Origin of the sequence: Streptomyces zaehneri, assembly GCF_032248645.1 — a bacterium.
GTDB classification, from domain to species: Bacteria; Actinomycetota; Actinomycetes; order Streptomycetales; family Streptomycetaceae; genus Streptomyces; species Streptomyces coriariae.
This window is the reverse complement of the sequence record NZ_JASTTJ010000003.1, coordinates 379,391-402,750: the sequence shown is the minus strand read 5'-3', so window position 1 is coordinate 402,750 and position 23,360 is coordinate 379,391. Positions and strand designations below refer to the sequence as shown.

The 23,360-nt window shown below is 73.3% G+C and carries 23 protein-coding genes and 1 pseudogene; 11 read left to right on the top strand and 13 right to left on the bottom strand.

The genetic code is table 11. The features are described from left to right. Positions 1-7 precede the first annotated feature (7 nt). Positions 8-1,462, bottom strand: coding sequence for an aldehyde dehydrogenase family protein (locus QQM72_RS07515; protein ID WP_314219993.1), 1,455 nt, complete (start codon positions 1,460-1,462; stop codon positions 8-10). A gap of 104 nt (positions 1,463-1,566) precedes the next feature. Here QQM72_RS07515 and QQM72_RS07510 point away from each other — a divergent pair, with 104 nt between their 5' ends. Both QQM72_RS07510 and QQM72_RS07505 read left to right on the top strand, forming a co-directional pair. Beyond that, entirely contained in the window at positions 1,567-2,031 is a 465-nt protein-coding gene (locus tag QQM72_RS07510) for a MarR family winged helix-turn-helix transcriptional regulator (RefSeq protein ID WP_057604054.1), read from the top strand. 165 nt (positions 2,032-2,196) lie between these two features. Beyond that, entirely contained in the window at positions 2,197-2,604 is a 408-nt protein-coding gene (locus QQM72_RS07505; protein ID WP_082412745.1) for an anti-sigma factor antagonist, read from the top strand. Between the two features lie 99 nt (positions 2,605-2,703). On the opposite strand, the gene QQM72_RS07500 is transcribed toward QQM72_RS07505, so the two are convergent. Next, complete coding sequence (locus QQM72_RS07500) at positions 2,704-3,657, bottom strand: ribose-phosphate diphosphokinase (protein WP_314219992.1); 954 nt, start codon at positions 3,655-3,657, stop codon at positions 2,704-2,706. A gap of 469 nt (positions 3,658-4,126) precedes the next feature. Between QQM72_RS07500 and QQM72_RS07495 the strand changes: the two genes are divergently transcribed. Continuing rightward, positions 4,127-4,807 (top strand): DUF4230 domain-containing protein, encoded by a 681-nt coding sequence (locus QQM72_RS07495; protein ID WP_314219991.1) that lies wholly within the window; start codon positions 4,127-4,129, stop codon positions 4,805-4,807. Positions 4,808-5,580: 773 nt separating this feature from the next. After that, a complete protein-coding gene (locus QQM72_RS07490; RefSeq protein ID WP_314219990.1) occupies positions 5,581-6,057 on the top strand; it encodes a VanZ family protein in 477 nt (158 codons plus the stop codon). Between the two features lie 6 nt (positions 6,058-6,063). On the opposite strand, the gene QQM72_RS07485 is transcribed toward QQM72_RS07490, so the two are convergent. Beyond that, on the bottom strand, positions 6,064-6,300 hold the full coding sequence (locus QQM72_RS07485; RefSeq protein ID WP_028806480.1) for a hypothetical protein: 237 nt from the start codon (positions 6,298-6,300) through the stop codon (positions 6,064-6,066). A gap of 96 nt (positions 6,301-6,396) precedes the next feature. Between QQM72_RS07485 and QQM72_RS07480 the strand changes: the two genes are divergently transcribed. The 3 genes from QQM72_RS07480 to QQM72_RS07470 all read left to right on the top strand — a co-directional run bounded on the left by QQM72_RS07480 (position 6,397) and on the right by QQM72_RS07470 (position 9,515). After that, positions 6,397-7,437 carry a PHP domain-containing protein gene (locus tag QQM72_RS07480; RefSeq protein WP_314219989.1) on the top strand — a complete coding sequence of 347 codons (1,041 nt, stop codon included), beginning with the start codon at positions 6,397-6,399 and terminating at the stop codon, positions 7,435-7,437. Between the two features lie 34 nt (positions 7,438-7,471). After that, positions 7,472-8,128 carry an HAD family hydrolase gene (locus QQM72_RS07475; protein ID WP_314219988.1) on the top strand — a complete coding sequence of 219 codons (657 nt, stop codon included), beginning with the start codon at positions 7,472-7,474 and terminating at the stop codon, positions 8,126-8,128. A gap of 424 nt (positions 8,129-8,552) precedes the next feature. Further along, complete coding sequence (locus tag QQM72_RS07470) at positions 8,553-9,515, top strand: SDR family NAD(P)-dependent oxidoreductase (protein WP_314219987.1); 963 nt, start codon at positions 8,553-8,555, stop codon at positions 9,513-9,515. 187 nt (positions 9,516-9,702) lie between these two features. Here QQM72_RS07470 and QQM72_RS07465 read toward each other — a convergent pair whose 3' ends face one another. The 4 genes and pseudogenes from QQM72_RS07465 to QQM72_RS40840 form a co-directional block, all read right to left on the bottom strand. Further along, on the bottom strand, positions 9,703-9,984 hold the full coding sequence (locus QQM72_RS07465) for a hypothetical protein (protein ID WP_314219986.1): 282 nt from the start codon (positions 9,982-9,984) through the stop codon (positions 9,703-9,705). A gap of 220 nt (positions 9,985-10,204) precedes the next feature. Continuing rightward, positions 10,205-11,497: an ROK family protein gene (locus tag QQM72_RS07460; RefSeq protein ID WP_314219985.1), complete on the bottom strand. Its 1,293-nt coding sequence runs from the start codon at positions 11,495-11,497 to the stop codon at positions 10,205-10,207. Between the two features lie 91 nt (positions 11,498-11,588). Then, positions 11,589-12,551, bottom strand: coding sequence for a phosphotransferase family protein (locus QQM72_RS07455; protein WP_314219984.1), 963 nt, complete (start codon positions 12,549-12,551; stop codon positions 11,589-11,591). A 17-nt stretch (positions 12,552-12,568) separates the two neighbouring features. After that, positions 12,569-12,748 (bottom strand): annotated as a pseudogene (locus QQM72_RS40840) (hypothetical protein); the annotation flags it as partial. 146 nt (positions 12,749-12,894) lie between these two features. On the opposite strand from QQM72_RS40840, the gene QQM72_RS07450 reads away from it, so the two are divergent. Beyond that, entirely contained in the window at positions 12,895-13,494 is a 600-nt protein-coding gene (locus QQM72_RS07450; protein ID WP_314219983.1) for an HD domain-containing protein, read from the top strand. A 74-nt stretch (positions 13,495-13,568) separates the two neighbouring features. Here QQM72_RS07450 and QQM72_RS07445 read toward each other — a convergent pair whose 3' ends face one another. Next, positions 13,569-14,216 carry a TIGR03086 family metal-binding protein gene (locus tag QQM72_RS07445; RefSeq protein WP_314219982.1) on the bottom strand — a complete coding sequence of 216 codons (648 nt, stop codon included), beginning with the start codon at positions 14,214-14,216 and terminating at the stop codon, positions 13,569-13,571. 182 nt (positions 14,217-14,398) lie between these two features. Between QQM72_RS07445 and QQM72_RS07440 the strand changes: the two genes are divergently transcribed. Then, positions 14,399-15,655: an FUSC family protein gene (locus QQM72_RS07440; RefSeq protein ID WP_314219981.1), complete on the top strand. Its 1,257-nt coding sequence runs from the start codon at positions 14,399-14,401 to the stop codon at positions 15,653-15,655. A 381-nt stretch (positions 15,656-16,036) separates the two neighbouring features. Beyond that, a complete protein-coding gene (locus tag QQM72_RS07435) occupies positions 16,037-17,233 on the top strand; it encodes a lactonase family protein (protein WP_314220149.1) in 1,197 nt (398 codons plus the stop codon). Here the strand turns inward: QQM72_RS07435 and QQM72_RS07430 are convergent. Together QQM72_RS07430 and QQM72_RS07425 are read right to left on the bottom strand one after the other, a co-directional pair. After that, positions 17,201-17,926, bottom strand: a complete 726-nt coding sequence (locus QQM72_RS07430; RefSeq protein ID WP_314219980.1) for a DUF2470 domain-containing protein — start codon at positions 17,924-17,926, stop codon at positions 17,201-17,203. The two genes, QQM72_RS07435 and QQM72_RS07430, sit on opposite strands and share 33 nt — an antisense overlap. Positions 17,927-18,053: 127 nt before the next feature. Beyond that, complete coding sequence (locus QQM72_RS07425; RefSeq protein ID WP_314219979.1) at positions 18,054-18,668, bottom strand: TetR/AcrR family transcriptional regulator; 615 nt, start codon at positions 18,666-18,668, stop codon at positions 18,054-18,056. A gap of 107 nt (positions 18,669-18,775) precedes the next feature. Between QQM72_RS07425 and QQM72_RS07420 the strand changes: the two genes are divergently transcribed. Continuing rightward, positions 18,776-20,362 carry a cytochrome P450 gene (locus QQM72_RS07420; protein ID WP_314219978.1) on the top strand — a complete coding sequence of 529 codons (1,587 nt, stop codon included), beginning with the start codon at positions 18,776-18,778 and terminating at the stop codon, positions 20,360-20,362. Here QQM72_RS07420 and QQM72_RS07415 read toward each other — a convergent pair. Genes QQM72_RS07415 through QQM72_RS07405 form a run of 3 tightly spaced genes read right to left on the bottom strand, consistent with a single transcriptional unit; the run spans position 20,324 to position 23,269 of the window. Further along, positions 20,324-21,154 carry a pentapeptide repeat-containing protein gene (locus QQM72_RS07415; protein ID WP_314219977.1) on the bottom strand — a complete coding sequence of 277 codons (831 nt, stop codon included), beginning with the start codon at positions 21,152-21,154 and terminating at the stop codon, positions 20,324-20,326. The genes QQM72_RS07420 and QQM72_RS07415 overlap by 39 nt on opposite strands. A 41-nt stretch (positions 21,155-21,195) precedes the next feature. Next, a complete protein-coding gene (locus tag QQM72_RS07410; RefSeq protein WP_314219976.1) occupies positions 21,196-21,939 on the bottom strand; it encodes a PIG-L deacetylase family protein in 744 nt (247 codons plus the stop codon). A gap of 28 nt (positions 21,940-21,967) precedes the next feature. Then, the gene (locus tag QQM72_RS07405) at positions 21,968-23,269 is read right to left on the bottom strand and encodes an alpha/beta fold hydrolase (protein ID WP_314219975.1); all 1,302 of its coding nucleotides are present in this window, start codon (positions 23,267-23,269) and stop codon (positions 21,968-21,970) included. Positions 23,270-23,360 lie beyond the last annotated feature (91 nt).

Genomic DNA, 23,360 nt, shown 5'->3' with positions numbered 1-23,360 from the left:
GGCGCGTTCAGTCGAGCGAGACGACGACGGACTTGACCTTGGTGTACGCGTCGATCGCCTCGGGGCCGTACTCGCGGCCGAAGCCGGAGTCCTTGACGCCGCCGAAGGGGACGGCCGGGTCGAGCATCGCCCAGTCGTTCACCCAGACGATGCCGGCCCGGAGGCGGTCGGCGACGCGGTGCGCGCGGGCCAGGTTGCCGGTCTGGACACCCGAAGCCAGGCCGTACGGCGTGGAGTTGGCCAGCGCGACGGCCTCGTCCTCGTCGTCGAAGGGCTGGACGGTGAGGACCGGGCCGAAGATCTCCTCCTGGACGACACGGGAGTCGTTCGCGAGGTCGGCGATCACGGTGGGCTTGTAGTAGTAGCCGCCGCCGAGGTCGAGCCGCTCGCCGCCGCAGACGATGCGGGCGCCCTCCTTGCGGGCCAGCTCGACGTACTCCTCGACCTTGCGCAGGTGCTTCTCCCCTGCCATCGGGCCGACGACGGTCTCCGCCTTCCGCGGGTCGCCGACCGGCACCCCGGGCACCGCCTCGGCGAGGATGCCCAGCAGGGTGCGGTAGACCGGACGGGCCACCAGCAGCCGCGGGCCGCCCATGCAGAACTGGCCGGTGTTGAAGACGAAGCCCTTGATGACGGCGCCGACGGCTTTCTCCAGATCGGCGTCCTCGAAGACGAGGTGCGCGGCGTTGCCGCCGAGTTCCATGGTGACCGGCTTGAGGTTCTCGCCGGCGACGCTCGCGGCGTGCCGGCCGATCGCGGTGGAGCCGGTGAACGCGATCTTGTCCACGCCGGGGTGCCGCAGCAGCGCCTCACCGGCGACCGGTCCGGCGCCGGTGACGACGTTGACCACCCCGTCGGGGACGCCGGCCCGCTGGAACAGGCCCGCCATGTACAGGGCGCTGAGCGGGGTCTCGTCGGCGGGCTTGTGGACGACCGTGTTGCCGGCGGCGAGCGCCGGGGCGATCTTCGAACCGGCCAGGATCAACGGGAAGTTGAACGGGGTGATCGCGGCGACCACACCGAGCGGGCCGCGCCTGGTGTAGGCGAGGGCGTTCATCGGGGTGTCGCGGGTCGCGCCGTCCAGGGAGAAGGCGAGGGAGGCGAAGTACTCGTAGTCGTTGGCCGCGTTCGTGACGTCGACCGCGTGCGCCAGGGTGATCGGCTTGCCGACGTCCAGGCTCTCCAGCCGGGCGATCTCGTCGGCCTCCGCACGGATCAGCTCCGCCACCCGGAGCAGGACGCGGCCGCGCTCCCGGCCGCTCAGCGCGGACCACCGCCCGGCGTCGAAGGCCGCGCGCGCGGCCCGTACGGCGGCGTCGACGTCGGCGGCGCCCGCCTCCGCGACGGTGGTGACGACCGTGCCCCGGGACGGGTCGACCACCTCGGTCCGCGCTCCGTCCGCGGCCTCGCGCCACTGTCCCCCGATGAACAGTCGACCGGGGTCGATCTCGAAGGTGGTCATCGCCACTCCTCAGCATCGTCGCCAAGATTTCAACAAACAGGATTCCTGTTGGTCCGCAGTCTCATTACAGACAGGTTTCCTGTCAATGGTCTACGCTCGGCCCCATGGCCGGCACCCAGACAACCAAGGCAGCGTCCGCACCTCAGCCCCACCGGACACCCCCGTCCCTGCTCTACATGGTGAAGCAGGTGGAGCTGGTCGTGCGATCCCACCTGGACGAGCTGGTCAAGCCGTCGGGGATCACGGCCCTGCAGTACACGGCGCTCACGGTGCTGGAACGGCACGACGGCCTGTCCGCCGCCCAGCTGGCCCGGGACTCCTTCGTGACCGCCCAGTCCATCGCCGATCTGGTGCGCTCCCTCGAGACGCGCGGCCTCGTCCGCCGCGAACGCAATCCGCGCAACCGGCGCGAGCTGCTGATCCTGCTCACCACGGAGGGTCGCGAGCTGCTCGACCGGCACGCCGGGCCGGTGCGGGAGCTGGAGGAGCGCATGGTGCGGGAGCTCACCGCACACCAGGCGGAGCAGTTGCGCACAGCGCTCTCCAAGGCCTGGCACGCCCTGTCGTAGCACCCGGCGCACCCCTTCGCTCACGGCGCGAAAAAACTCCGGCAGAGTCGGTTGTAATTTCGAAGACATATGTCAATCGAACATGCTGGAATTCACTCGATCGGGGGTAACTTGCTGGGGCGGGGAACAGCTGTCTGCTCCCCGGCCGTTGGAGGCTCCCGACCGGTGGAGCGGGTTGGAGGCGATGTCGTCGTGCTGGAGAAACCCGCAGCGGACACCCCGCATCTGCGCGTCCGCGAGGACCGGGGGTACACGGTGCTGGAGTTCCGCGGCGAGATCGACATCGTCGCGGCGACCGAGATCACCCCGCACCTCGACGACGCGACCGGTGGCCCGGCGCCCCGGATCGTGATCGACCTGAGCCGGATCGAGTTCTTCGACTGCTCCGGGCTGCGCCTGCTGTACCGGGCCCGCCGCCGCGTCCTCGACCACGGCGGGCATCTGCACCTCGTCTGCACCCATCGGCTCACCCTGCGGATCCTGCGGGCCACGGGGCTGTACCGGCTGCTGCCGCCCGCCACGACGCTGGACGCGGCCCTCGAACAGCCCGAGGCCACCTCCGGCACGTTATGACGGCGCTCGAAGCGCTCCTCCCGCTCCCGCAGTCCCCCCGCCGCCCGGCTTCCCGTCCCCGATGCCTGTGCCTGTGCCTGTGCCCGTCCCGGTCCCGGGCTATCGGCCGCGCTCCGCGTCGAACAGGGCGCTGACGGACTCACCGTTGTGAATACGGCGCACCGCCTCCGCGAGGGCGGGCGCGATGGACAGGATCCGCAGCTTGTCGGTGTGCTCCTCGGCGGGCACCGGCACGGTGTTGGTGCACACGATCTCCAGCACGTCGCTCTGCTCGCTGAGCCGCTTGAGGGCACCGGCCGCGAACAGGCCGTGCGTGCACGCCACCCGTATCGACCTCGGTTCCAACTCCCTCAGCCGGTCGAGCAGTTCCAGGACCGTGCTGCCCTTGGCGATCTCGTCGTCGAGGACGATCACGTCCCGCCCGGCCACCTCGCCGATCACCGCGCTGATACTGACCCGGTCGTCGGCGTACCGCTGTTTGGCGCCGGCCGCCACCTGGGCGCCGATCATCCGGGCGAAGGCGGCGGCCTCCTTGGCGTTGCCGAGGTCGGGCGAGACCACGGTGGTGCGGGTGAGGTCGTAGCGGCGGAAGTGGGCGGCCAGCTCCCGGTGGGCGTGCAGGTGGTCCACGGGCATCGAGAAGAAGCCGTGCACCTGGGGCGAGTGCAGGGTCATGGCGAGGACCCGGTGGACGCCGGCCGCCGCCATCAGATCCGCGACCAGGCGTCCGCCCAGCGAGATGCGGGGCGCGTCCTTCTTGTCCGAGCGGGCGTAGGAGTAGTGCGGCATGACGACGGTGATCCGGCCCGCCGACGCCCCGCGGGCCGCGTCGCACATCAGCAGCAGCTCGACGAGGTGCTCCTGCACGGGCCGGACCAGGGGCTGGACCAGGAAGACGTCCCGTTCCCGGCAGTTCGCCTGGAGCTGGACCTCCAGGCAGTCGTTGGCGAACCTGCTGAGTCGGGTGGGGCTCAGGGGCACGCCGAGGTGGGCACAGACCTCGGCGGCCAGCTCGGGGTGGGCACTGCCGCTGAACACGGAGATGTCTCGCACGACCGGCTCCTCGCTGATCATGTCCGGCTGGGGCGGGCAGCTCTCATGCTACGGACCGGGTCCGTTTTGCCCATCCTCAGGAGTGCGCGGGAGTCCCGCCCGGTCACTCGACGTCACCCGCAGTCCCTCGGACCCCGGGGAAACCGGTCGTCGCCTGCCTCCGGGGCCCGGACCGCCGCACGCGGCCAACCGGGTGGAACCGCCGCAACCGCGACGGTCGCGGCAGCACACGCCGTCGGCCTGGCGGCCCGGTGGTCCGGCGACCGGCGACCCGCGACGGGGCCGACGGGGCCGACGGGGCCGACGGGGCGGGACCCTCCCTCCGGCGCCCAGGGGTGACCTCGCGGCACCCACCGGCACGCTCACCTGAGCGGCAGGCCGGCCGGGCCCCCACTGTCACAGGTTGTCAACAGCGCGGTCTGACAGGGGATTTGACGGGCATCCGGACAGGAGGAAGGAGGGCCGTCGCATGACGACAGACACCAAGCCCGAGAAGCCCACCACACGCCTCCCCCGGCGCATGCCCGGCTGGGCCAAGGTGCTCACCGCCGTCGTGGTCGTACTCGTCGTGATGTTCGCCGGGATCCGGCTGAGCCTGCTGCCGGGACTGCGCGACTTCTTCGGCACCGAGACCCATGACCGCTCGGGCCCCGCCCTGCTGGAATCCATCCAGGACATGAGCCGCTACGACGCCGCCTCCGGGAACTTCCAGGTCGTCGTCGACCTGGAGAAGGACGCCAAATACCTCCCCGACGCGATCCGCGGCACCCGCACCCTGTACGTCGGGGCGGGCACCGTGGACGCCTACGTCGACCTCGGCAAGGTCGGCGACAAGGACGTGACGGTCGACGACGACCGCACCTCGGCCACGCTCCGGCTGCCGCACGCCCAGCTCGGCAAACCGGCGCTCGACCCCGACCGCTCCTATGCGGTCTCCAAGCAGCGCGGGCTCTTCGACCGCCTCGGAGACCTCTTCTCGGACAACCCGAGCGGTGAGCAGGCCGTGCAGAAGCTGGCGGTCAGGCACATCGGCGAGGCGGCGAAGGAGAGCGAGCTGATCGCGCGCGCCGAGACCAACACCACCGACATGCTCCAGGGGCTGCTGCGCTCCCTCGGCTTCACGGAGGTGAAGGTGACGTACCACGCCTGACCGGCCGCCCAAGGTGCCAGTCCTGCCGCGTCAGCCACCGACCACGCCCGGCAGCGCCGGCACGCCGGGCAGCGCCGGCGCGCCGGGCAGGACCGTGCAGACCGGCGGCCGGGCCACGTAGTCCCCGACGTGCCCGGACCGCGGGCGGCGCGGCCAGAGCCCCGGCCGGCGGCCGCGAGCAGGTGCGGCCGGGCGACGGACACGACCGCCGGACCCGCGGCCTGCAGGGTCGGGGCCAGGCCCGGCAGGGTACCGGCCCAGGCCCGCTGGACAGCGGTGAGCGCGTCTCGCGAACCGGTCTCGTTCACGGCGTGCGCGATCACGTGGGCGAGACCGGGGGCCGGGCGGGCAACCCGGCCCACCGGTACGCGCGTACAGCGCCCGCCGCCCATCGGCATCGCGCGGGCGCCGAGAGACTCGGCCACTCGAAGGTCGACGCGGGCCGCGGCGAGGCGGACCGCATCCCTCGGCCGTTCGGGGGTAACCGCCCTATCACGCTGGGAAGTTGAAGACTGGAGGACCGAATGGCCCGTGCAGCTCTACGTCCGCTTGCCGTGTTCCGCCCACGCGCCACCAGGACGGAGGAGCCCGCCCCGCCGAAGAACGGGGCCGGGAACTCGGGCCCGAAGCGCGGTTTCCCCTTCAGGACGCGCTCGAAATCCAGCCCGAAGCCGGTACCGAAGGCCGGCCCGAAGCCCAGCTCGAAGTCAGGTCCGAAGCCCGGTGCGAAGTCGGGCTCGTCGAAGAAGGCGGCACGCGCCGAGCGTCGGCCGTTGCCGCTTCCGCTCCGGCTGCTGGCGATGCTGTTCGCCTTCGCGTTCATGGTGGCGTTCGCCGTCGTGCTCGCCCGGCTCACCCTGGAACCGTCACCCGCCTCCGCGGCACTGGTGCACTCCAACCTGCGTCCGGGCGACTCCCTGCGTGCCTATCTCGACCAGCCCGAACTTCGCGACGCGGTGAAGCAGATCGGCGGGAACATCCTGCTCGGCGTGCCCTTCGGCGTTCTGGTTCCGGTGGTCGCTCCCCGGGCGCGCGGGCTGCTGCGGGTACTGCTGCTGACCGCGACCGTCATGCTGATGGTGGAGTTCGCCCAGGGCGCCGTGGTCACCGGACGCGCCTTCGACATCGACGACGTCATCCTCAACACCACGGGCGCCCTGATCGGTTACCTGCTCGTGGGCCGCCGGATGAGCCGCGCGGTGCACGCACGGGAACGGCACCTGCGTCGGGGCGCCCGACAGGGAGCCTGACCGCCGTCAGCGCGGGGTCCAGGTGTACCGGTCCCCGCCCACCCATCGCACGACGTCGGGGTCGTCGAGGTCGTGAACCGTGATTCCGTACGCGGCGGCGATCTCGAGGACGTCGGTCACGTCCCTCGCCTCGCCGACCACCTCGGAGTCGATTTCCACGATGCGGAACGGCGACAGGCCCGGCTGGACCCCGAGCACCATGATCCGCGGCTGGGAGATACGGAGGCTCGCGATTTCGGTCATGACATAGAGGATAAAACGGAACCAGTACGTGCGAATCATCCGATTTCCTGGTGCGGTCGGCCCGCGGGTGGGGAACTCTGGAGCCAGGAGGTGGCGATGGAGCCCGTCGAAGCCCTGGACCGGATCGCCTTCCTGCTGGAGCGGTCCCTGGCGCCGGCCTATCGCGTGAAGGCCTTCCGCACGGCGGCCCGGGTCCTGTCGCGGCTGCCCGCGGAGGAGGTCCGCGAGCGGGCCGGGGCCGGGACCCTGGAGACGCTGAAGGGCGTGGGGCCGAAGACCGCCCAGGTGGCGCGCGAGGCGCTCGCCGGAGAGACGCCGTCCTATCTGCGCGGCCTGGAGGACGAGGCGGGCAAGCCGCTCACCGACGGCGCGGGCGAACGGCTGCGGGAGCTGCTGCGCGGGGACTGCCATCTGCACTCCGACTGGTCGGACGGCGGCAGCCCCGTCGACGAGATGGGCCGGGCCGCGGCCGCGCTCGGCCACGAGTGGGCCGTGCTGACCGACCACTCCCCCCGTCTGACGGTGGCCCGCGGGCTCTCGCCCGAGCGGCTGCGCCGGCAGCTGGAGGTGGTCGAGGAGCTCAACGCCACCTGGGCGCCCTTCCGCCTGCTGACCGGCATCGAGTGCGACATCCTCGACGACGGGTCGCTGGACCAGGAGCCGGAGCTGCTGGAGCGGCTCGACGTGGTCGTCGTGTCCGTGCACTCCAAGCTGCGCATGGAGTCCCGCGCGATGACGCGCCGCATGGTGAACGCCGTGCGCGACCCGCACGCCGACATCCTCGGCCACTGCACCGGGCGGCTGGTGACCGGGCGGGGACGGCCGGAGTCGGAGTTCGACGCGGACACGGTGTTCGCCGCGTGCGCCGAGTCCGGCACCGCGGTCGAGATCAACAGCCGGCCCGAGCGGCTCGACCCGCCACGCCGGCTCCTGCGCCGGGCCGTGGAGGCGGGCGTGCTGTTCTCGGTCGACACCGACGCGCACGCGCCCGGCCAGCTGGACTGGCAGATCCTGGGCTGTGCGCGGGCCGAGGAGTGCGAGGTGCCGAAGGAGCGGATCGTGAACGCCTGGCCGCTGCCGGACCTGCTGGCCTGGACGCGGGAGGGGCGGGTACCGGCGGGCGTGACGGGTGCCTGAGGTGGTACCCGGGGGGCGAGAGAAAGGACCCGTGATGACACGCGCCGCCGTGTTCGACGTCGACGGCACCCTGGTCGACACCAACCACCTGCACGTCACCACCTGGTGGGAGGCCTTCCGGCAGGCGGGCCACCGGGTCCCGATGCACGCGGTGCACCGGGCGGTCGGGCTGGGCTCCGACGATCTCGTCGCCCATCTGCTCGGCGACGACCGGGACAAGGACGAGGACGCCCGGATCAGCGCCGCCCACAAGGCCCTCTACGGGCAGTACTTCGACCGGCTGCCGGCGCTGCGGGACGCGGGTCCGCTGCTGCGCAGGCTGCACGACGACGGCTGGACGGTCGTACTCGCCACCTCCGCGAGCGGGGCCGAGCTGTCCGCCCTGCGGCGCGCGATCGACGCCGACGACGTCATCGCCGCGACCGCGAGCGCCGACGACGTCGAGGAGGGCAAGCCCGCCGCGGAGCCCGTGGAACACGCGCTGGAGCTGGCCGGGGCGCCCGCCGAAAGCGCGGTGTTCGTCGGGGACACCGTGTGGGACATGCGGGCCGGCCGCGGGGCCGGGGTGCGCTGTGTGGGCGTCCTGTGCGGCGGCATCCCCCGCGCCGACCTGCTGGAGGCGGGAGCGGAAGCGGTGTACGCCGATCCAGCCGAACTCCTGGCGTCCCTGGAGGACAGCCCGCTGGCCTGAGGGACGGTGCTCCGCGCGGACCCCCGGGGCTGGTGACGCGCATCACCGCGCCTGGCCACGGACCCGGGAACACGCATGGGAAGTTCCCCGTTGAACCCTTCGTGGGTGTGGATGGGACAGTGGCCCCGGGCCTCACCTCTTGCCCGCAGGGACGATCGTTCGGCTGAAGCCCTGTGGAGCCTTTCGCCGAGAGGCGACCGCCATCCGCACCCACGCTCAGACCGCCCCGACCGTGATTCCCCCGTCCGGTCGGGGCATTCCCCTGTCCGCACGGACCGGATTCCCCCACGGCTCCGCCACCCGGGCATCCGGGCGCCCGACTTCGGGCGCCCGACCTGAGGCACTCGACCTGAGGCACTCGACGGCAGGCGCTTGACCTCAGGCACTTGACTTCGAGTGCGCTCCAATCCGTAGCGTTCCGGACATGAGCGACACCGCACAGCACAAGATCGGCTCGGGCTTCGGCGCCACGAGCACCGCCGACGACGTCCTGCGGGGCATCGACCTGACCGGGAAGCTGGCCGTCGTCACCGGCGGATACTCCGGCCTCGGACTGGAGACCACGCGCGCGCTGGCCAAGGCCGGCGCCCGGGTCGTCGTGCCCGCGCGCCGCCCGGACACCGCCCGCGAGAACCTCGCCGGCCTCTCCGGCGTCGAGACGGACACCCTCGACCTCGGCGACCTGGAGAGCGTGCGCGCCTTCGCCGACCGGTTCCTCGCCTCCGGCCGGACCGTCGACCTCCTCATCGACAGCGCCGGGATCATGGCCTGCCCGGAGACCCGGGTCGGCCCCGGCTGGGAGGCCCAGTTCGCCACGAACCACCTCGGCCACTTCGCCCTCGTCAACCGGCTCTGGCCGGCCATCGAGCCCGGCGGCGCCCGGATCGTCTCGGTGTCCTCGCGCGGCCACCACTTCTCGGGAATGCGCTGGGACGACGTCCACTGGCGCGAGGGATACGACAAGTGGGAGGCGTACGGGCAGGCCAAGACCGCGAACGTGCTGTTCGCCGGCCACCTCGACCGGCTGGCCCGGGACCGGGGCGTCCGCGCGTTCTCCCTCCACCCCGGTGGCATTCTCACGCCCCTCCAACGGCATCTGCCGAAGCAGGAGATGGTGGACCGCGGCTGGATCGACGAGGACGGCAACGTGCTCGACGTGGAGGGCTTCAAGACCCCGGAGCAGGGCGCGGCCACCCAGGTGTGGGCGGCGACCTCGCCGCAGCTGACCGGTAGGGGCGGCGTCTACCTCGAGGACTGCGACATCGCCGAGCCCGCCCCGGCGGACGGCGAGCGGGTCGGCGTCAAGGACTGGGCGACGGACCCCGGTCAGGCGGCCCGGCTGTGGGACCTGTCGGCGCGGCTGACCGGTGTGAACGCGTTCGCGTAGCGGGACACCCCGTCCTGCGGCCGTTGCGCTGGTCACCGCCCTCCCGGGCAGGCCTGCGGCACGTCCTGCGCCCAGCCGCTCGGTGCGTGGACTTGGCGGCGCTTCCCCGGCCGGCGCCGTCGCCGCCGGTGAGCTGACGGTGGACGGGTCATGAGCGGACCCGGTCGGCCATGCCCGTGCCGGCTCCTCAGTCGGCCGGCTCTTCGGGCACGGGCTGGTCGGCCTGACCGCTGCCCGCGCGGGGCGCGCCGCGCCGGCCGGTACCCGCCTCGTCGGTGTCGGGGACGTCCGGAGCGTTCTCCCCGTCCCCACCGGACTCGCTCGGCGCACCGGACTCGCCGGATGCGGCCGCCCGCTCGGGGCTGCCGATGTCCCAGGGGTCCTCTCCCCCGTCGGCCTGCTGGTCCGGCAGGTCACGCGGGATCGGATGGCCGCTCCCGCCTGGGCTTTCGGGGCGCTGTACGGCCACGACGTCCTCCCTCCACCGTCGCGCCGCGCCGGGCGCGGACGACTTTCCCGGGCGCCGATCGCCCGGCGAGGAGGCGAGTACCTCCAGGACAAACGCCGAAACGCGAGGCCGGGGGCGGTGACGGGCCGGGGGCGGGGGTCACCGGGGGGCGCGTTCCTCCAGGACCGTGCGCCAGGCGGGGGCCGGGCCCGCGGGGGCGGTGACGGGCCGGGGGCGGGGGTCACCGTGGGGCGCGTTCCTCCAGGACCGTCCGCCAGGCGGGGGCCGGGCCCGCGGGGGTGGGTTCGGGGCGTCGGCCGCCTCGGGCGAAGAAGTCGGCGAGCGGGAGGATCGCCGCGCCGACGGTGACCGCGTCGGGGCCGAGCCGCCCGAGCTCGACGGTGACCTTCTGCGCGGGGTGACGCAGCGCGTACGCGGTCGCGTGGCGGCGTACGGCGGGCAGGAAGCGGGCGCCGAGCTGGAGTCCGGCCCAGCCCCCGATGAGGATGCGTTCGGGCTGGAAGAGGTTGATCAGGTCGGAGAGACCGGCGCCGAGGTACTCGGCCGTCTCCTCCAGCACCTCGAGCGCCACGGGGTCGGGGGCCTCCGTGCTCCCGAGAGGGTAGGCGGCGGTGAGCATAGCGGTCAGCGCGCTCTCCTCGTCCGCGTCCTCCGGCGGCCGGCCGCCCTGTTCCCGCCAGCGTTCCAGCAGCGCCTCGGCGCCCGCGTACGCCTCCAGACAGCCGAGGGCGCCGCACCGGCAGCGGCGGCCCCGTACCCGTACGGTCAGATGCCCCCACTCGACGGCACGGCCGTGCTCCACCTCGGGCGTGACGAGACAGGCGCCGACACCCGAGCCGAAGAGGACGACGACCGCGTTGTGCGCACCGCGTCCGCCGCCGAACCACATCTCGGCCTGGCCGAGGGTCTTGGCGCCGTTGTCGATGAAGTACGGCACGCTCTCGGGGAGGAGGGCGCTCTCGCGCAGCAGCGCCTCCAGTGGGACGGCGTCCCAGCCGATCGTCTGGCCGTGCACGACGGCGCCCCGCTCCGGGGTGTGCTCGATGATGCCCGGGACGCCGATACCGACCCCGAGCAGCTGTTCCGGGCCGATGCCGGCGGCGCCCAGCACCTCGGCGACGCCGTCCCGGATGTGCCCGACGATCCCGTCGACCTCGTACCGCCGCTGCTCCAACGGCCTTTCCACCCGCGCGAGTTCGGTGAGGGTGAGGTCGAACAGCTCGATCCGCACCCGGGTCTCGCCGACGTCCACGCCGATCATGTGTCCGCTGGCGGGGACGACGCGCAGCAGGATGCGCGGGCGGCCGCCGTCGGAGTCGACGCTGCCGGCCTCCTCGACCAGTGCGTCGGCGACCAGGTCGGCGACGACATTGCTCACCGAACCGGAGCTCAGGCCGGTGGCCGGGCCGAGCTCGAAGCGGCTGAGGGGCCCGTCGAAGTAGAGCCGTTGCAGCACAGCCGTACGGTTGGCCCGCCTCAGGTCGCGTACCGTGCGCCCGTTCCGCCCCGTCATGTCGCTCCCCTTCGCCCCCTGCCCGACCTGCAACATACCCCTGCGGGCAGCCTCACGCGACATTCCTCCAACCCTTAGTTCACGATGTGAGCTAAGAGACGCCCGCGGACTCGATCTCGTCCAGTGCCGCGAGGAGCTCCGGCGCGACCGTCTCGCGCAGCCAGCGGTCGTGATCCGTGCCGTAGGCCCGCGGGACCGTCTCGACGTGCATGATCAGGTAGAGGTAGGCGCGGTACAGGGCGAGACGCAGCCGGGCGGACGTGTCGAACCCGGCGTGGCCTCCGGCCCGGCGATAGCCCTCCAGAAACGGCTCGTCCCGCCGGATGTCCCCGAGCAGCGCCAGCGAGACGAAGTCCGCGAGGGGATCGCCCCAGAACATGCGCTCACCGTCGACGAGGCCCCCGATCCGGGGTGTCGGGCCCGCCCGGTCGACCAGGATGTTGCCCGGCCACAGGTCGAAGTGGACGAGGCGGGCGACGCTCACCTCGTCCAGGGCGTCGTACGCGGCCCGCGCGACGGCGGCCACCTCGTCGACGGGACGGGGCAGCCAGGCGCCGTAGCCGCGGGCATCGGCGAGGAGGGCGTCGAACATTGCCGTGAACGCCGTGCGCCAGTCGGGGGCGAGCGGGCCGAAGGCGCCGGAAGGGTAGCCGAAGCCCGGCCCGGTCACCCGGTGCAGTCGAGCCACCTGACTCCCCAACTCCCTGCGCAGGTCGGCCTGTTCGGCGGGATCCAGGGATCCGTTCCAGGGGCCGCCCGGGCACACCGTCATCAGCAGCCACTGCCCGTCGAGGGCCACCACCCGCGGCGCCGGCACGTCGGCAAGGGCCGCCCCGCGGCAGAACTCCGCCTCCGCGGACAGCAGTCGGGTCTCGTGGCTCAGCCCCGGTGCCGTGGGCGCGACCTTCAGTACGTAGTGGCCGCCGTCCGTCAGGCGGAGCTCCTCGACGGTGTTGTACGTGCCGCCGCCGAGCGGCCCCACGTGGGCCAGCCGGTCGGGCGGGATGCCCGCCGCCGCCAGGACGCTCCGGGCACGCTCCCAGGAATCCGCCACCCCGCCCGCTCCTTCCTCCCGGCCGCCTGGACGTCCTCCACGCAACGGCCGTCCGCGATCAGCCCGTCGAGCCACGCCTCGGCGACCGTGTCACCGGCGCCGGGCGTGCGGTCCCGGTACAGCGTACGGAACGCCTCCCGGACGCCCGGCGCCATCCGTGAACCGTCGCCGCACACGTACACGCGGGCACCGGCGACAACTGCCCTTCGTTCAAAGGACGTACGGCACTCCAGCCTGGTCCGCCCGGTGGCCGGGGCCGTGCCGCCGGGCTACAGGTTCAGGCAGCGGAAAAGGCACGTGCGGGGTTGCCGGGGCGCCCTGCGACGGTTATTAGGCTGGGCCGATGACCTTCATCCCGACCGTGCGGTCCATCGCCCTGGACGAGACCTCGGACCCTGCGCTGCGCCCGCTGCCGGGGGAGGTGGCGGCGCTCCTGGACGAGGTCGGAGCGCCGCCCCGGCTGGTCGCTCATCTGCGGGCCGTCCACGACGTCGCGGACCGGCTCGTCGACTGGGTCGGACGGCACTGCCCGGCGCTGGCCGTGGACCGGGAGGCGGTGCTGTTCGGCGCGGCCACGCACGACATCGGCAAGACGCTGCACCCCGACGAGCTGTCCGGCCCCGGCGCCCGGCACGAGGCGGCCGGACGGGAGCTGCTGCTGGCCCACGGGGTGCGCCCCGAGGCGGCGCGGTTCGCCGCGACGCACGCCTCCTGGGGAACGCCGGGCGTGACCGTGGAGGATCTGCTGGTGAGCCTGGCCGACAAGGTGTGGAAGAACAAGCGGGTGGCCGACCTGGAGGACCTCGTCGTGGCCGAGCTGTCGCGAGCGGGCGGGCGGCCCGTGTGGCAGGAGTTCCTGGACCTCGACGAGTTCCTCACCGCGCTGGGCGAGGGCGCGGACCAGCGGCTGGCCTGGCAGGCGGCGCATCCCGTCCACGGGTGAGCGGGCCGAACGGGACGCCGTGGTGTGACGCAACCGCACGCTGCCGCTCTTCGACCGGGTGTGGGCGCGTTCGCTCAGTTCGCCCGCGGGGACCAGCGCGGGTCGCGGCCGAGGAAGGCCAGCAGCGTCGCCGAGCGGTCGTGGCGGTCCGGGGTCTCCCGCGCCGGGGCGAAGACCCGGTACGCGTCGCGCAGGTGGTCCACGAGATGTTCCGCCGCCGGTCCGATCCCTTCGGCCGTCCCGGCCGGCAGGGGGCGGTCCTGGCCGGTGGCCACGGCGATGTCCCAGGCGTGCACGGCCGCGTCCATCGCGGCGGCGCCGAGGGCGAGGGGCAGCGGCAGCGGGCCCAGCGGCGTCGGCACCTGCCCGGTGTCCGCGGGCAGCCCGGCGTACGCCCCGGCCACCGCGTCCAGCACCTTCGCCAGCTCGGCCGCCGGGTCGCCGTCGAGCGCGTCGGCCGGGTGGAACGGGTCGCTGCCGGGGCGGTCTCCGGTGAGCGCGAGGCCGTAGCCCTGCTGGTCGATACGGGCGTGGTTGAGCACCTGGCGCACCGTCCACGCCTCGCACGGGGTCGCGGCTCCCCACTGCTCGTCGCCGACCGCCTCGACCACTTCCCGCAGGTAGGCGTGCGCCCTCGTGAGGACCTCGATGTCCGGCGTGCCCGACCCGTCGGCCCGGTCCGCCGTGGCCGCTTCTTTTGACCCGGCTGCCTTGTCCGCCATGGAGCTTTCCCCCTGCGTTGTGCGTACCCGGTGTCTTCCCCGGCTGATGAGTGAAATCTAGGCTCACTTGCGGACAGCCACGGTCCTCGATGCGGCCGATCGAGGCAGCCGGTCGCCCCGCGCGTGCCGCGAGGTGGTGAAGAAACGTTCGAGGCCGCGGGGGAAGGGGAACTGGACTGTCGATGCAAGAAGAAGTACGTGAGCGAGCGGCCCCGCTCGTGCGATTGGTACAGCGCCACCGGGAACCCGTCGTCGTCCAGGCAGTGCGGTCCGCCACCGCGGCGACGATCGCCTATGTCATCGCGCTGCGCCTGAGCCCCGAGGCGCTGCCCCTCACCGCGCCGCTGACCGCGCTGCTCGTCGTCCAGGTCACCCTGTACGCGACGCTCACCAACGGGATCCGGCGGGTGAACGCCGTGGTGGCCGGTGTGCTCGTGGCCATCGCCTTCAGCCTCCTGGTGGGTCTGACCTGGTGGAGCCTCGCGCTGCTGATCGTGTCCTCGCTGGCGGTGGGGCATCTGGTGCGCGTCGACGAGTACGTCCCCGAAGTGGCGATCAGCGCCATGCTGGTGCTGGGCGTGACCACCGTCGGGGACACGGCGTGGGCGCGCGTGGTGGAGACGCTGATCGGCGCGTTCGTCGGGCTCGGCTGCAATCTGCTGCTGCCGCCTCCGGTGTGGGTGGAGGAGGCGGGCGAGTCCATCGAGGGGCTGGCCCGTCGGCTGCGCCAGCTGATGCTGCGCATCGGCGAGGAGGCCTCGGGCCGTACCCCGGTGGAGCAGGCGGCCGCCCGGCTGCACGAGGCGCGCCGCCTGGACCACGACATCGTCCAGGTGGACGCGGCCCTGCGGCAGGCCGAGGACAGCCTGCGGTTCAATCCACGCGTGCGTGAGGGGCTGCTGCACCGGGTGGTGCTGCGCACCGGTCTGGACACGCTGGAGATCTGCACGGTCGTGCTGCGGGTGCTCGCCCGGACCCTCACCGACCTCGCCAAGGAGCGCGAGCCGCAGCCACTGTTCCCGGACGGGACCGGCGAGGTCGTGGAGCGGTTGTTGTCCGAGGTCGCCGACGCGGTGGTCAGCTTCGCCGTACTGGTCACCACGAGCGTCAGCCTCAACGCGGACGCCGCCGAGGAGCGGCTCACCGCCGAGCTGCGGCAGGCCGCGGCCACCCGCGACAAGCTCGCCCAGCTGCTGCTGGAGCAGCTCCAGCACGACGCGCGCCAGTGGCAGCTGCACGGCGCGGTGCTGACCGAGGCCACCCGCATCATCGACGAGCTCGACACCGAGCACCGCTCCCGCCGCCTCCTGGAGGAACTGGACCGCAACAGCCGTGAGCAGCGTGAGCGGATGCCACGGCTGAACCGGCTGCGCGAGCGCCTGGGCGTGCAGGACGAGCTGTGGCGCAACCGTACGGGGTTCGGCCGGCGTTCTTCCTGAGCCGGCCCCGGACGGGGTCGGCGTCGGGTCCCGTCCGGTGCCCTGAACCCGTGGCGGCAACCGCCCGCCCCGCTCCGCACCAGCCGCAGGACGCACCGGGGAGGCCGGTGCCGTACGTACGGCACCGGCAGCCGGGCTCCGCTCGCCCCCCTCCGCCCCGGCGCACCCGGCCGTCCGCCGCGCCCGGCCGTCCGCCGCGCCGGGAGGTCCGCTTTTGCGCTCGACGGCCCGTCCGGGTCAAGGTGGCTGTCACGGCGGAGGCGTACGACGACCTGAGGTGCGGGCATGGGCAGTGGGACGGCAGCGGCGCGCGGGGGTTCCCCCCGCCCCGGCCGAAGCCGAGAGCTCGGCGGAGGCTGGAGCAGGCGCGGCTTCGTCGGGATGCTCGGCGGCGCGGCCGCCGCGTCGGCCCTCGCCGGGTGCGGCAGCGGAAGCGGCGGCGGCAGCGACGGTGGCGCGACGAAGAGCCAGGACTCACCGCAGGCCGCGCCGCCCGGACAGCCCTCGGCGTCGGCGTCCGCCGCCCCGGATCCCTCGCGGAGCTCCTCCGGCCCCCGCCCGCTCTACCTGGGCACCTACACCTCCGCGGAGGGCGGCGGGAAGGGTATCGGCGTCGCCTCGTACGACCCCGCCTCGGGGCGGATCACCGGCCGGGGCACGATCACCGGCGTCCAGGACCCGTCGTATCTCGCGGTGCACCCGGACGGCGCAACGCTGTACGTGGTGAACGAACGTGAGCGCGGTGCGGTGACCGCCGTGCGGCTGTCCGACGGGAAGGTGCTGGGCGACCGGCCGACGGGCGGGGCGCACACCTGCCACCTGTCGGTCCATCCGGGCGGGCGGTGGCTGCTGAGCGCCGACTACGGCTCGGGCAGCGTGGCCGTGCACCCGATCGCCGCCTCGGGGGCGCTCGGCGAGCGCACCGACCGGGTGACGCACAGCCGTCCGGCGCCCCGGTCGGGCCGACAGGGGCCGCACGCACACCAGTTCATCACGGCTCCGGACGGCGGCCATGTCCTCGCCGTCGACTTCGGCACGGACACGGTGTACAGCTACCGCCTGGACGAGCGGGCCGGGACGCTCACGGAGGTCGCGCAGGCGCACACCCGGGCGGGCGCCGGTCCACGGCACCTCACGTTCCATCCCGGCGGCCGGTACGCCTACCTCGCCGGCGAGGCGGACGACACGGTCGCGGTCTGCGCGTACGAGCCGTCGAGCGGCCGGCTGGCGATCGGGAGGCCGCAGTCCACGGGCGCGAAGGCGGAGACCAACTACCCGGCGCAGCTGGCGGTCACGCCGGACGGCGGGTACGCCTTTCTCGCCAACCGCGGCGACAACACACTCGCCCGCTACGCGGTGGAGGCGGACGGGGCCCGGCTGCGGCTGCTCGGCACGGTGCCGGTGGAAGGCGACTTTCCCCGGCAGATCGCCCTCTCCCCCGACGGCGGTCTGCTGTTCGCGGCCAACCAGCGCTCCGGCACGGTCAGCGTCTTCCGGGTGGACGGCGCCGACGGTGAACTGCGGCTCGCGGGCGAGCCGTTCGCGTCACCCGTCGCCGTCTGTGCGCTGCCGCTGTAGGGCTCGGGGGCAGGCGGCGGCCGCCGCCTGGGTCAGCAGGACGTGCATACGCTCGGTGAGCTGGCCGACGTCGTCGGCGGGCGCGTGGAAGGGCAGGCGTACGTCGCCGTGGGCGCGGGCACGCTCGACGCGCAGCGTCAGTCCGTGCCGGTCGACGGCGAGCGGCTGGACCCGGACGGCCCCGTGCAGGCAGTCCCGCCGGACGAGCCGGGTGAGCCGCTCCACCGCGTCGGGGTGGGCGTCGGCGAGATGGGTGAGCAGGTGCGCCTCGGCGGTGGCGAGCGGGTCGGGCTCGGCGCCGGCGAACTCCTCGAGGTCGACGACGACCGCGCCGGTGGGCTCCTTCAGCACGACCCGGGTGGCGTGGAAGGCGAGGTGGCCGTCCTCAGGGGTGAACCAGCCGGCCAGCCAGAGCCGGGCACGGATACGGCCGCGTACCGCAACGGGCGCCACGTCCGCGAACTCCAGCACGGCGGACGGCTCGCCGCGGGGCGCGCAGATCGCGGCCGTGAGCAGAGCGCTGTCCTCGGGCACGCGCAGGATCACCCGGCCGTCCTCGCCGACGGTGTGCGCACCGACGAACTCCTCGCGCCCGCCGTCCGCGGTCACGGCGCAGGACCACGAGGCCGCGAGTACCGAACGGGCCCGCTCGGCAGCGGCAGGCACGGCCGCCCAGCTCTGGCTGTCACCCATCCCAAATCCTCCTTAGGTAAGCCTTGCCTAACCTATCGGAGATCCGGGTGTTCGCCAACCGTGACCGCACCCTGTGCGACCGGGAAGTCTGCCGCCCGGCCTCGGCGACGTGGGCGCCGGCCGGCGATCACACCGGGCCTGCGATGACCCCCAGCAGCGCCCGCGCGCACAACTCCCCCACCTGCTCCCGTGACAGGTCCGACCCCCGCAGCCACTCCAGGCAGACCGCCGTCGTGAACGCCAGCCAGCCGCGCACCGCCAGCCGTACGTCGGGGCGCTCCTCGAAGACCGGGCCGAACTCCGGGTCGGCGCCGAGCGCCGCCAGGATCTGCCGCTCCTGCGCCGCGAGCGCCTGCCGGTAGACCCGGCGCACGGCCTGGTCGCCGGAGGCGTCGGCGCGGTGGAAGGCCCGGTAGCCGTGGGCGTGGGCCGCCACGTACGCCAGGTAGGTGTCGAGGCCGGACGCCAGCTGCACGCGCACCGGGACACCGGGAACCGCCGCCGTCATGCGCAGCATCCGCCGGCTCTCCCGCTCCACGACCGCCGCGAAGAAGTCCCGCTTGGTCGGGAAGTAGTGGTACAGCAGCCCCCGGGAGACCCCGGCGATCTCGGCGACCTGCTCGATCCACACGTCGTCGTACGGGCTTTCCGAGAACAGCCGTGCGCCGACCGACAGGAGCTGCTCCCTGCGCTCCTCGGTGCTGAGTCGGCGCCGGGTGCGCTCCCCCTGGTTCGCGGCCATCCCCGCACTTTACTTGACGCCGGTTCAACAGCGGCAGCAGACTGAGCCCGCTATTGAACCCACGTACAACATGCTCAACCTGCCGCTGCATCAAGGGAGATCGCGTCATGGCGGAGACGACGGGGACGACGGCTGGACCGGCCACGACAGGGACGACGGGGACGGCGGGGCCCGCGTCGGGGGACGTCCTGCCGAAGGGGTTCCGCAGCGCGGAGCTCGGATGGCCCGAGCTGGAGCGCATACCGCATCCGCCGCGTCGGCTCCCCCTGCTCGGCGACGTGCTGGGCGCGAGCAGGCGCACGCCCCTCCAGGACTCCCTGCGGTACGCCGGGCAGCTGGGGCCGATCTTCCGCCGCAAGGCGTTCGGCCGGGAGTTCGTGTTCGTGTGGGGCGCCCGGCTGGCCGCCGACATGGCCGACGAGACGCGGTTCGCCAAGCATGTGGGGCTGGGCATCGCCAATCTGCGGCCCGTCGTCGGGGACGCCCTGTTCACGGCGTACAACCACGAACCGAACTGGCAACTGGCCCACGACGTCCTGGCCCCGGGGTTCAGCCGGGAGGCCATGGCGGCCTACCACCCGATGATGCTGGACGTGGCGGAGCGGCTCACCGGACACTGGGACGGGGAACTGGCCGCGGGCCGGGCGGTGGACGTGCCCGGTGACATGACCAAACTGACCCTGGAGACGATCGCCCGCACCGGCTTCGGGCACGACTTCGCCTCCTTCGAGCGCGCCCGGCCGCACCCCTTCGTGACGGCGATGGTGGGCACCCTCACCTACGCGCAGCGCCTCAACACCGTGCCCTCCCCCGCCCTGCTGCGCCGGGCCACGCGCCGCAACGAGGCCGACATCGCCTACCTGAACCGCACGGTCGACGAGCTGGTGCGGGCGCGCCGCGACGGCGAGAGGGACGGGGACGGCGACCTGCTCGACCGGATGCTCGACACCGCCCACCCGGAGACGGGCGAACGGCTGTCGGCGCAGAACGTGCGCCGTCAGGTCGTCACCTTCCTGGTCGCCGGCCACGAGACCACCTCGGGCGCGCTCTCCTTCGCCCTGCACTACCTGTCCCTCCACCCCGAGATCGCGGCCCGCGCCCGCGCCGAGGTGGACCGGGTGTGGGGGGACGCGACCGTGCCGGGGTACGAGCAGGTCGCGAAGCTGCGATACGTGCGCCGGGTCCTCGACGAGGCGCTGCGGCTGTGGCCGACGGCGCCCGCGTTCGCGCGCGAGGCCCGGGAGGACACCGTGCTGGGCGGGGAGCACCCGATGCGGCGGGGCGGCTGGGCGCTGATCCTGACGGCCATGCTGCACCGGGACCCCGAGGCGTGGGGGCCGGACGCCGACCGGTTCGACCCGGACCGCTTCGACGCGGCGGCCGTACGCGCGCGTGCCCCGCACACCTTCAAGCCGTTCGGCACCGGGGCGCGGGCCTGCATCGGACGGCAGTTCGCGCTGCACGAGGCCACGCTGGTGCTCGGGCTGCTGCTGCGCCGCTACGAGCTGCGGCCCGACCCGGCCTACCGGCTGCGGGTCACGGAACGGCTGACGCTGATGCCGGAGGGGCTGCGGATGCACCTGGACCGGCGCACACCGACGACGGCACCGACGCCCGCGCCGTCCGGCGGGACGGTCGGCGCAAAGACGGCGCCCTCAGAGACCCGCTGTCCAGTGCACGGGGCGGGTGACTGACTCCGGCAGCCTGGTGCCCGCGCTCCCCCGGGCCGCGTTCAGCTGCGGCTGGGTCAGGAAGAAGGCGCCGGTCAGGTCGGCGTCGGCGAGGCCGGTGTCGCGCAGGTCCGCACCGATCAGGTCCGCTCCGCGCAGGTCCGCGCCGGTGAGGTCGGCGGCGATCAGACAGGCGCCGCGCAGGTTCGCGCCCCGCAGGTCGGCGCCTCGCAGGCGGGCGCCCATCAGGTCGGCGCCCCGGCGCTCCTTCTTGCGTCCGGGGATGCCCGCCCGGGCCAGTTCACTGGTCCTCAGCAGCAGCACGTTGACGTCCTGACGGTGCGCCGGGACGTCGAGGGCGAGCAGCTCGTCAGGGGACAGCCGGGTGAGTTCCTCGGTCTTCGCCAGGGTCCGGCGCAGCTCGCCGCGGATCGGGCGGGCGGCGGGCAGGCCGAGCGCCTCGGTGAGGTACCAGAGGAGTTCGTGGAGTTGGCGGACGACCGGGAACACCTCGGACATCCGGCGGGCGTCCTCGGGCGCGGCCGTACGCCGGTCCCGGCCGCCGAAGGTGAGCTGCGAGACCTTCTGCCCGGCGCCGAAGCAGTCGTAGACCGTGCAGCCGGTGAAGCCGCTCTGCCGCAGTCGCGCGTGGATCCCGCAGCGGTGGTCCTCGCCGAGGTTGGGGCAGTCCCTGCCCGCGGGCTTGTCGATCGCGAAGTCCGCGGAGCGGGCGAAGGGCAGGGCCACGCAGCACAGGCCGAAGCAGTTCTCGCAGTCGCCGCGCAGTCCGGTCCGGTCCACCGTCTTGTCTTGCATGCCGTCCAGCCTACGCATGCGATACGGGCCGACCTGCCCGATTATCGGTTGAACAGCTCGAACGCCACCGCCGGGCGGCCGCCGAACCGTTCGCCCACCGACTGCGCCACCCCGGTCAGGAAGCTCCTTACATAGCTTTCCGGTTCCTCGTCGGTCAGCGCCTCGATATAGGCGCGGTGTTCGAGCAGCGAGCCCACCGCCCGCTCCAGTCCCGCCGACGCGTCCACGGCGTGGGTGGGCGTCGCGGAGCCGGCCACCGCGACCCAGCGCACGCCGTTCCAGGGCTCCAGGCCCTGCTCCAGAAGTTCCGGGAAGATCCAGCGGTTCCCGGCGTCCCCGGCCGCGTCGAGGGTGGCGCGGCCGACCGCGACATGGTCGGGGGTGTTCCAGGCGACCCCGCCCCAGGTGTCCCGGTGGTTGAGGGTGATCACCAGCTCGGGACGGTGCCGGCGGATCGCGGCGGCGATGTCGCGGCGCAGGCCGGGACCGTACTCGACGACGCCGTCCCGGTGGTCCAGGAACTCGACCGTCGACACACCCACCACGGCGGCACTGGCCCGCTGCTCCCGCTCGCGCAGCGGACCGCACTCGGCGGGCGCGAGGGTGTCGATGCCCGCCTCGCCCCGCGTCGCCAGCACATAGGCGACCTCGCGGCCGGCGTCGGTCCAGGCGGCGACCGCCGCGGCGCACCCGTACTCGAGGTCGTCCGGGTGCGCCACCACGGCGAGGGCGCGCCGCCAGTCCTCGGGCATGGGCTGGAGCTGGGTGATCGTCGGCTCGGTCATGCCCGCAGACTAACCGGTGACGAAGGCGTCACGCCTCGTCACGGGCGAGGGCGAGCAGCCGGTCCAGGACGCGGGGGCCGCCGGCCCGGACGCCGTCGTGTTCGAACTCGTCGGTGACCCAGGTGCGCAGGCCGCGGATGGCGCGGGCGGTGCGCAGGGAGTGTGCGGTGTCGACGTACAGATCGTCGTGGTAGATCGCCGCCGCGACCGGGACCTCGTTGGCGGCGAGGCGCGCGGGGTCGTACAGGGGCGGCCAGTCGGTGCGGGCGGCGAGGAGCTCGGCGGTCTCGCGGAGCGGGCGCAGCGCGGGGTCGGTGTCGAACATCCAGGGGTGGACCGTCTCACCGGTGAGCAGCAGCGGTCCGTCACCGGTGAGCGTCTTCGCCGCGTCGAACTGCGGGAACTCGGCGCGCACCCGGTCGGCGGCCCAGGCGGTGGGACGGCCGTCCTGGCCGTAGATCGCCTCGTGGACCAGGGCGTAGAGAGGGTGTCCGGCGTAGGAGAGCAGGCCCTGCGTCTCCTCCTGGAAGGCGTCGGACAGCGCCGGGCCGTGCGGGGTGGGGACGAAGGCCTCTTCGAGGAGGTGGTGCAGACGGTGGCTGCCCTCGCCGCCGCCGAGGAGGATGCCGAGCGTCTGAAAAGCCTCGACGGTCAGGCGGTAGCCGTTCGGGAGGGTCACCTCGTGGTGGAGGAGGTGGTCGGCGATCCGGCGGACGCGGTCGACGTCCTGCGGGTAGCGGGCGTAGTGCGCGGCGACCTTGCGCTCCATGCGCGGGTAGGCGGCGCGGTACACGTCGTCGGCGTGCGCGTCGAGCGCGGGCAGACCGCCGGTGATCAGGGCGGCGGCGAGTCCCTCGGGCGCGAAGGAGAGGTAGGCGACCGTGCAGAAGCCGCCGAAGCTCTGGCCGAGCACGGTCCAGGGGGCGCCGCCGGTGACCTCCGGGCGGATCAGCTCGCAGTCGCGGACGATGGAGTCGGCGCGGAAGTGCGCCAGGTAGTCGGCCTGTTCGGCCGGGCCGCCGCGCAGCGGGAGCGTCTGGCGGTTGGCCGGGGTGGAGTGGCCGGTGCCCCGCTGGTCGAGGAGGAGGACGCGGTACTCCTTCAGCGCCCGCCCGAGCCAGGCCGGCCTGCCGACGAACCGGTTGGCGCCGAAGCCGGGGCCGCCCTGGAGGTAGAGCAGCCAGGGCAGGTCCTGGTCCGCCTTCTCGCTCGCGACGACCTCGCGGGCGTAGAGCCCGATCGTCTCTCCGCCCGGGTCGGCGTGGTCGAGGGGGACGGTGAAGCGACGGTCGGTGAGGACGACGCCGGGCTGGCGGTAGCTGACGGACAACGGAGGCTCCCGGGACGATCGGTGTAAGGGCCGCGTCCCAGTTCAGCACATGTCCGGGCGGTGCAGGAGCCCGGGGGATCATGAACGGCTA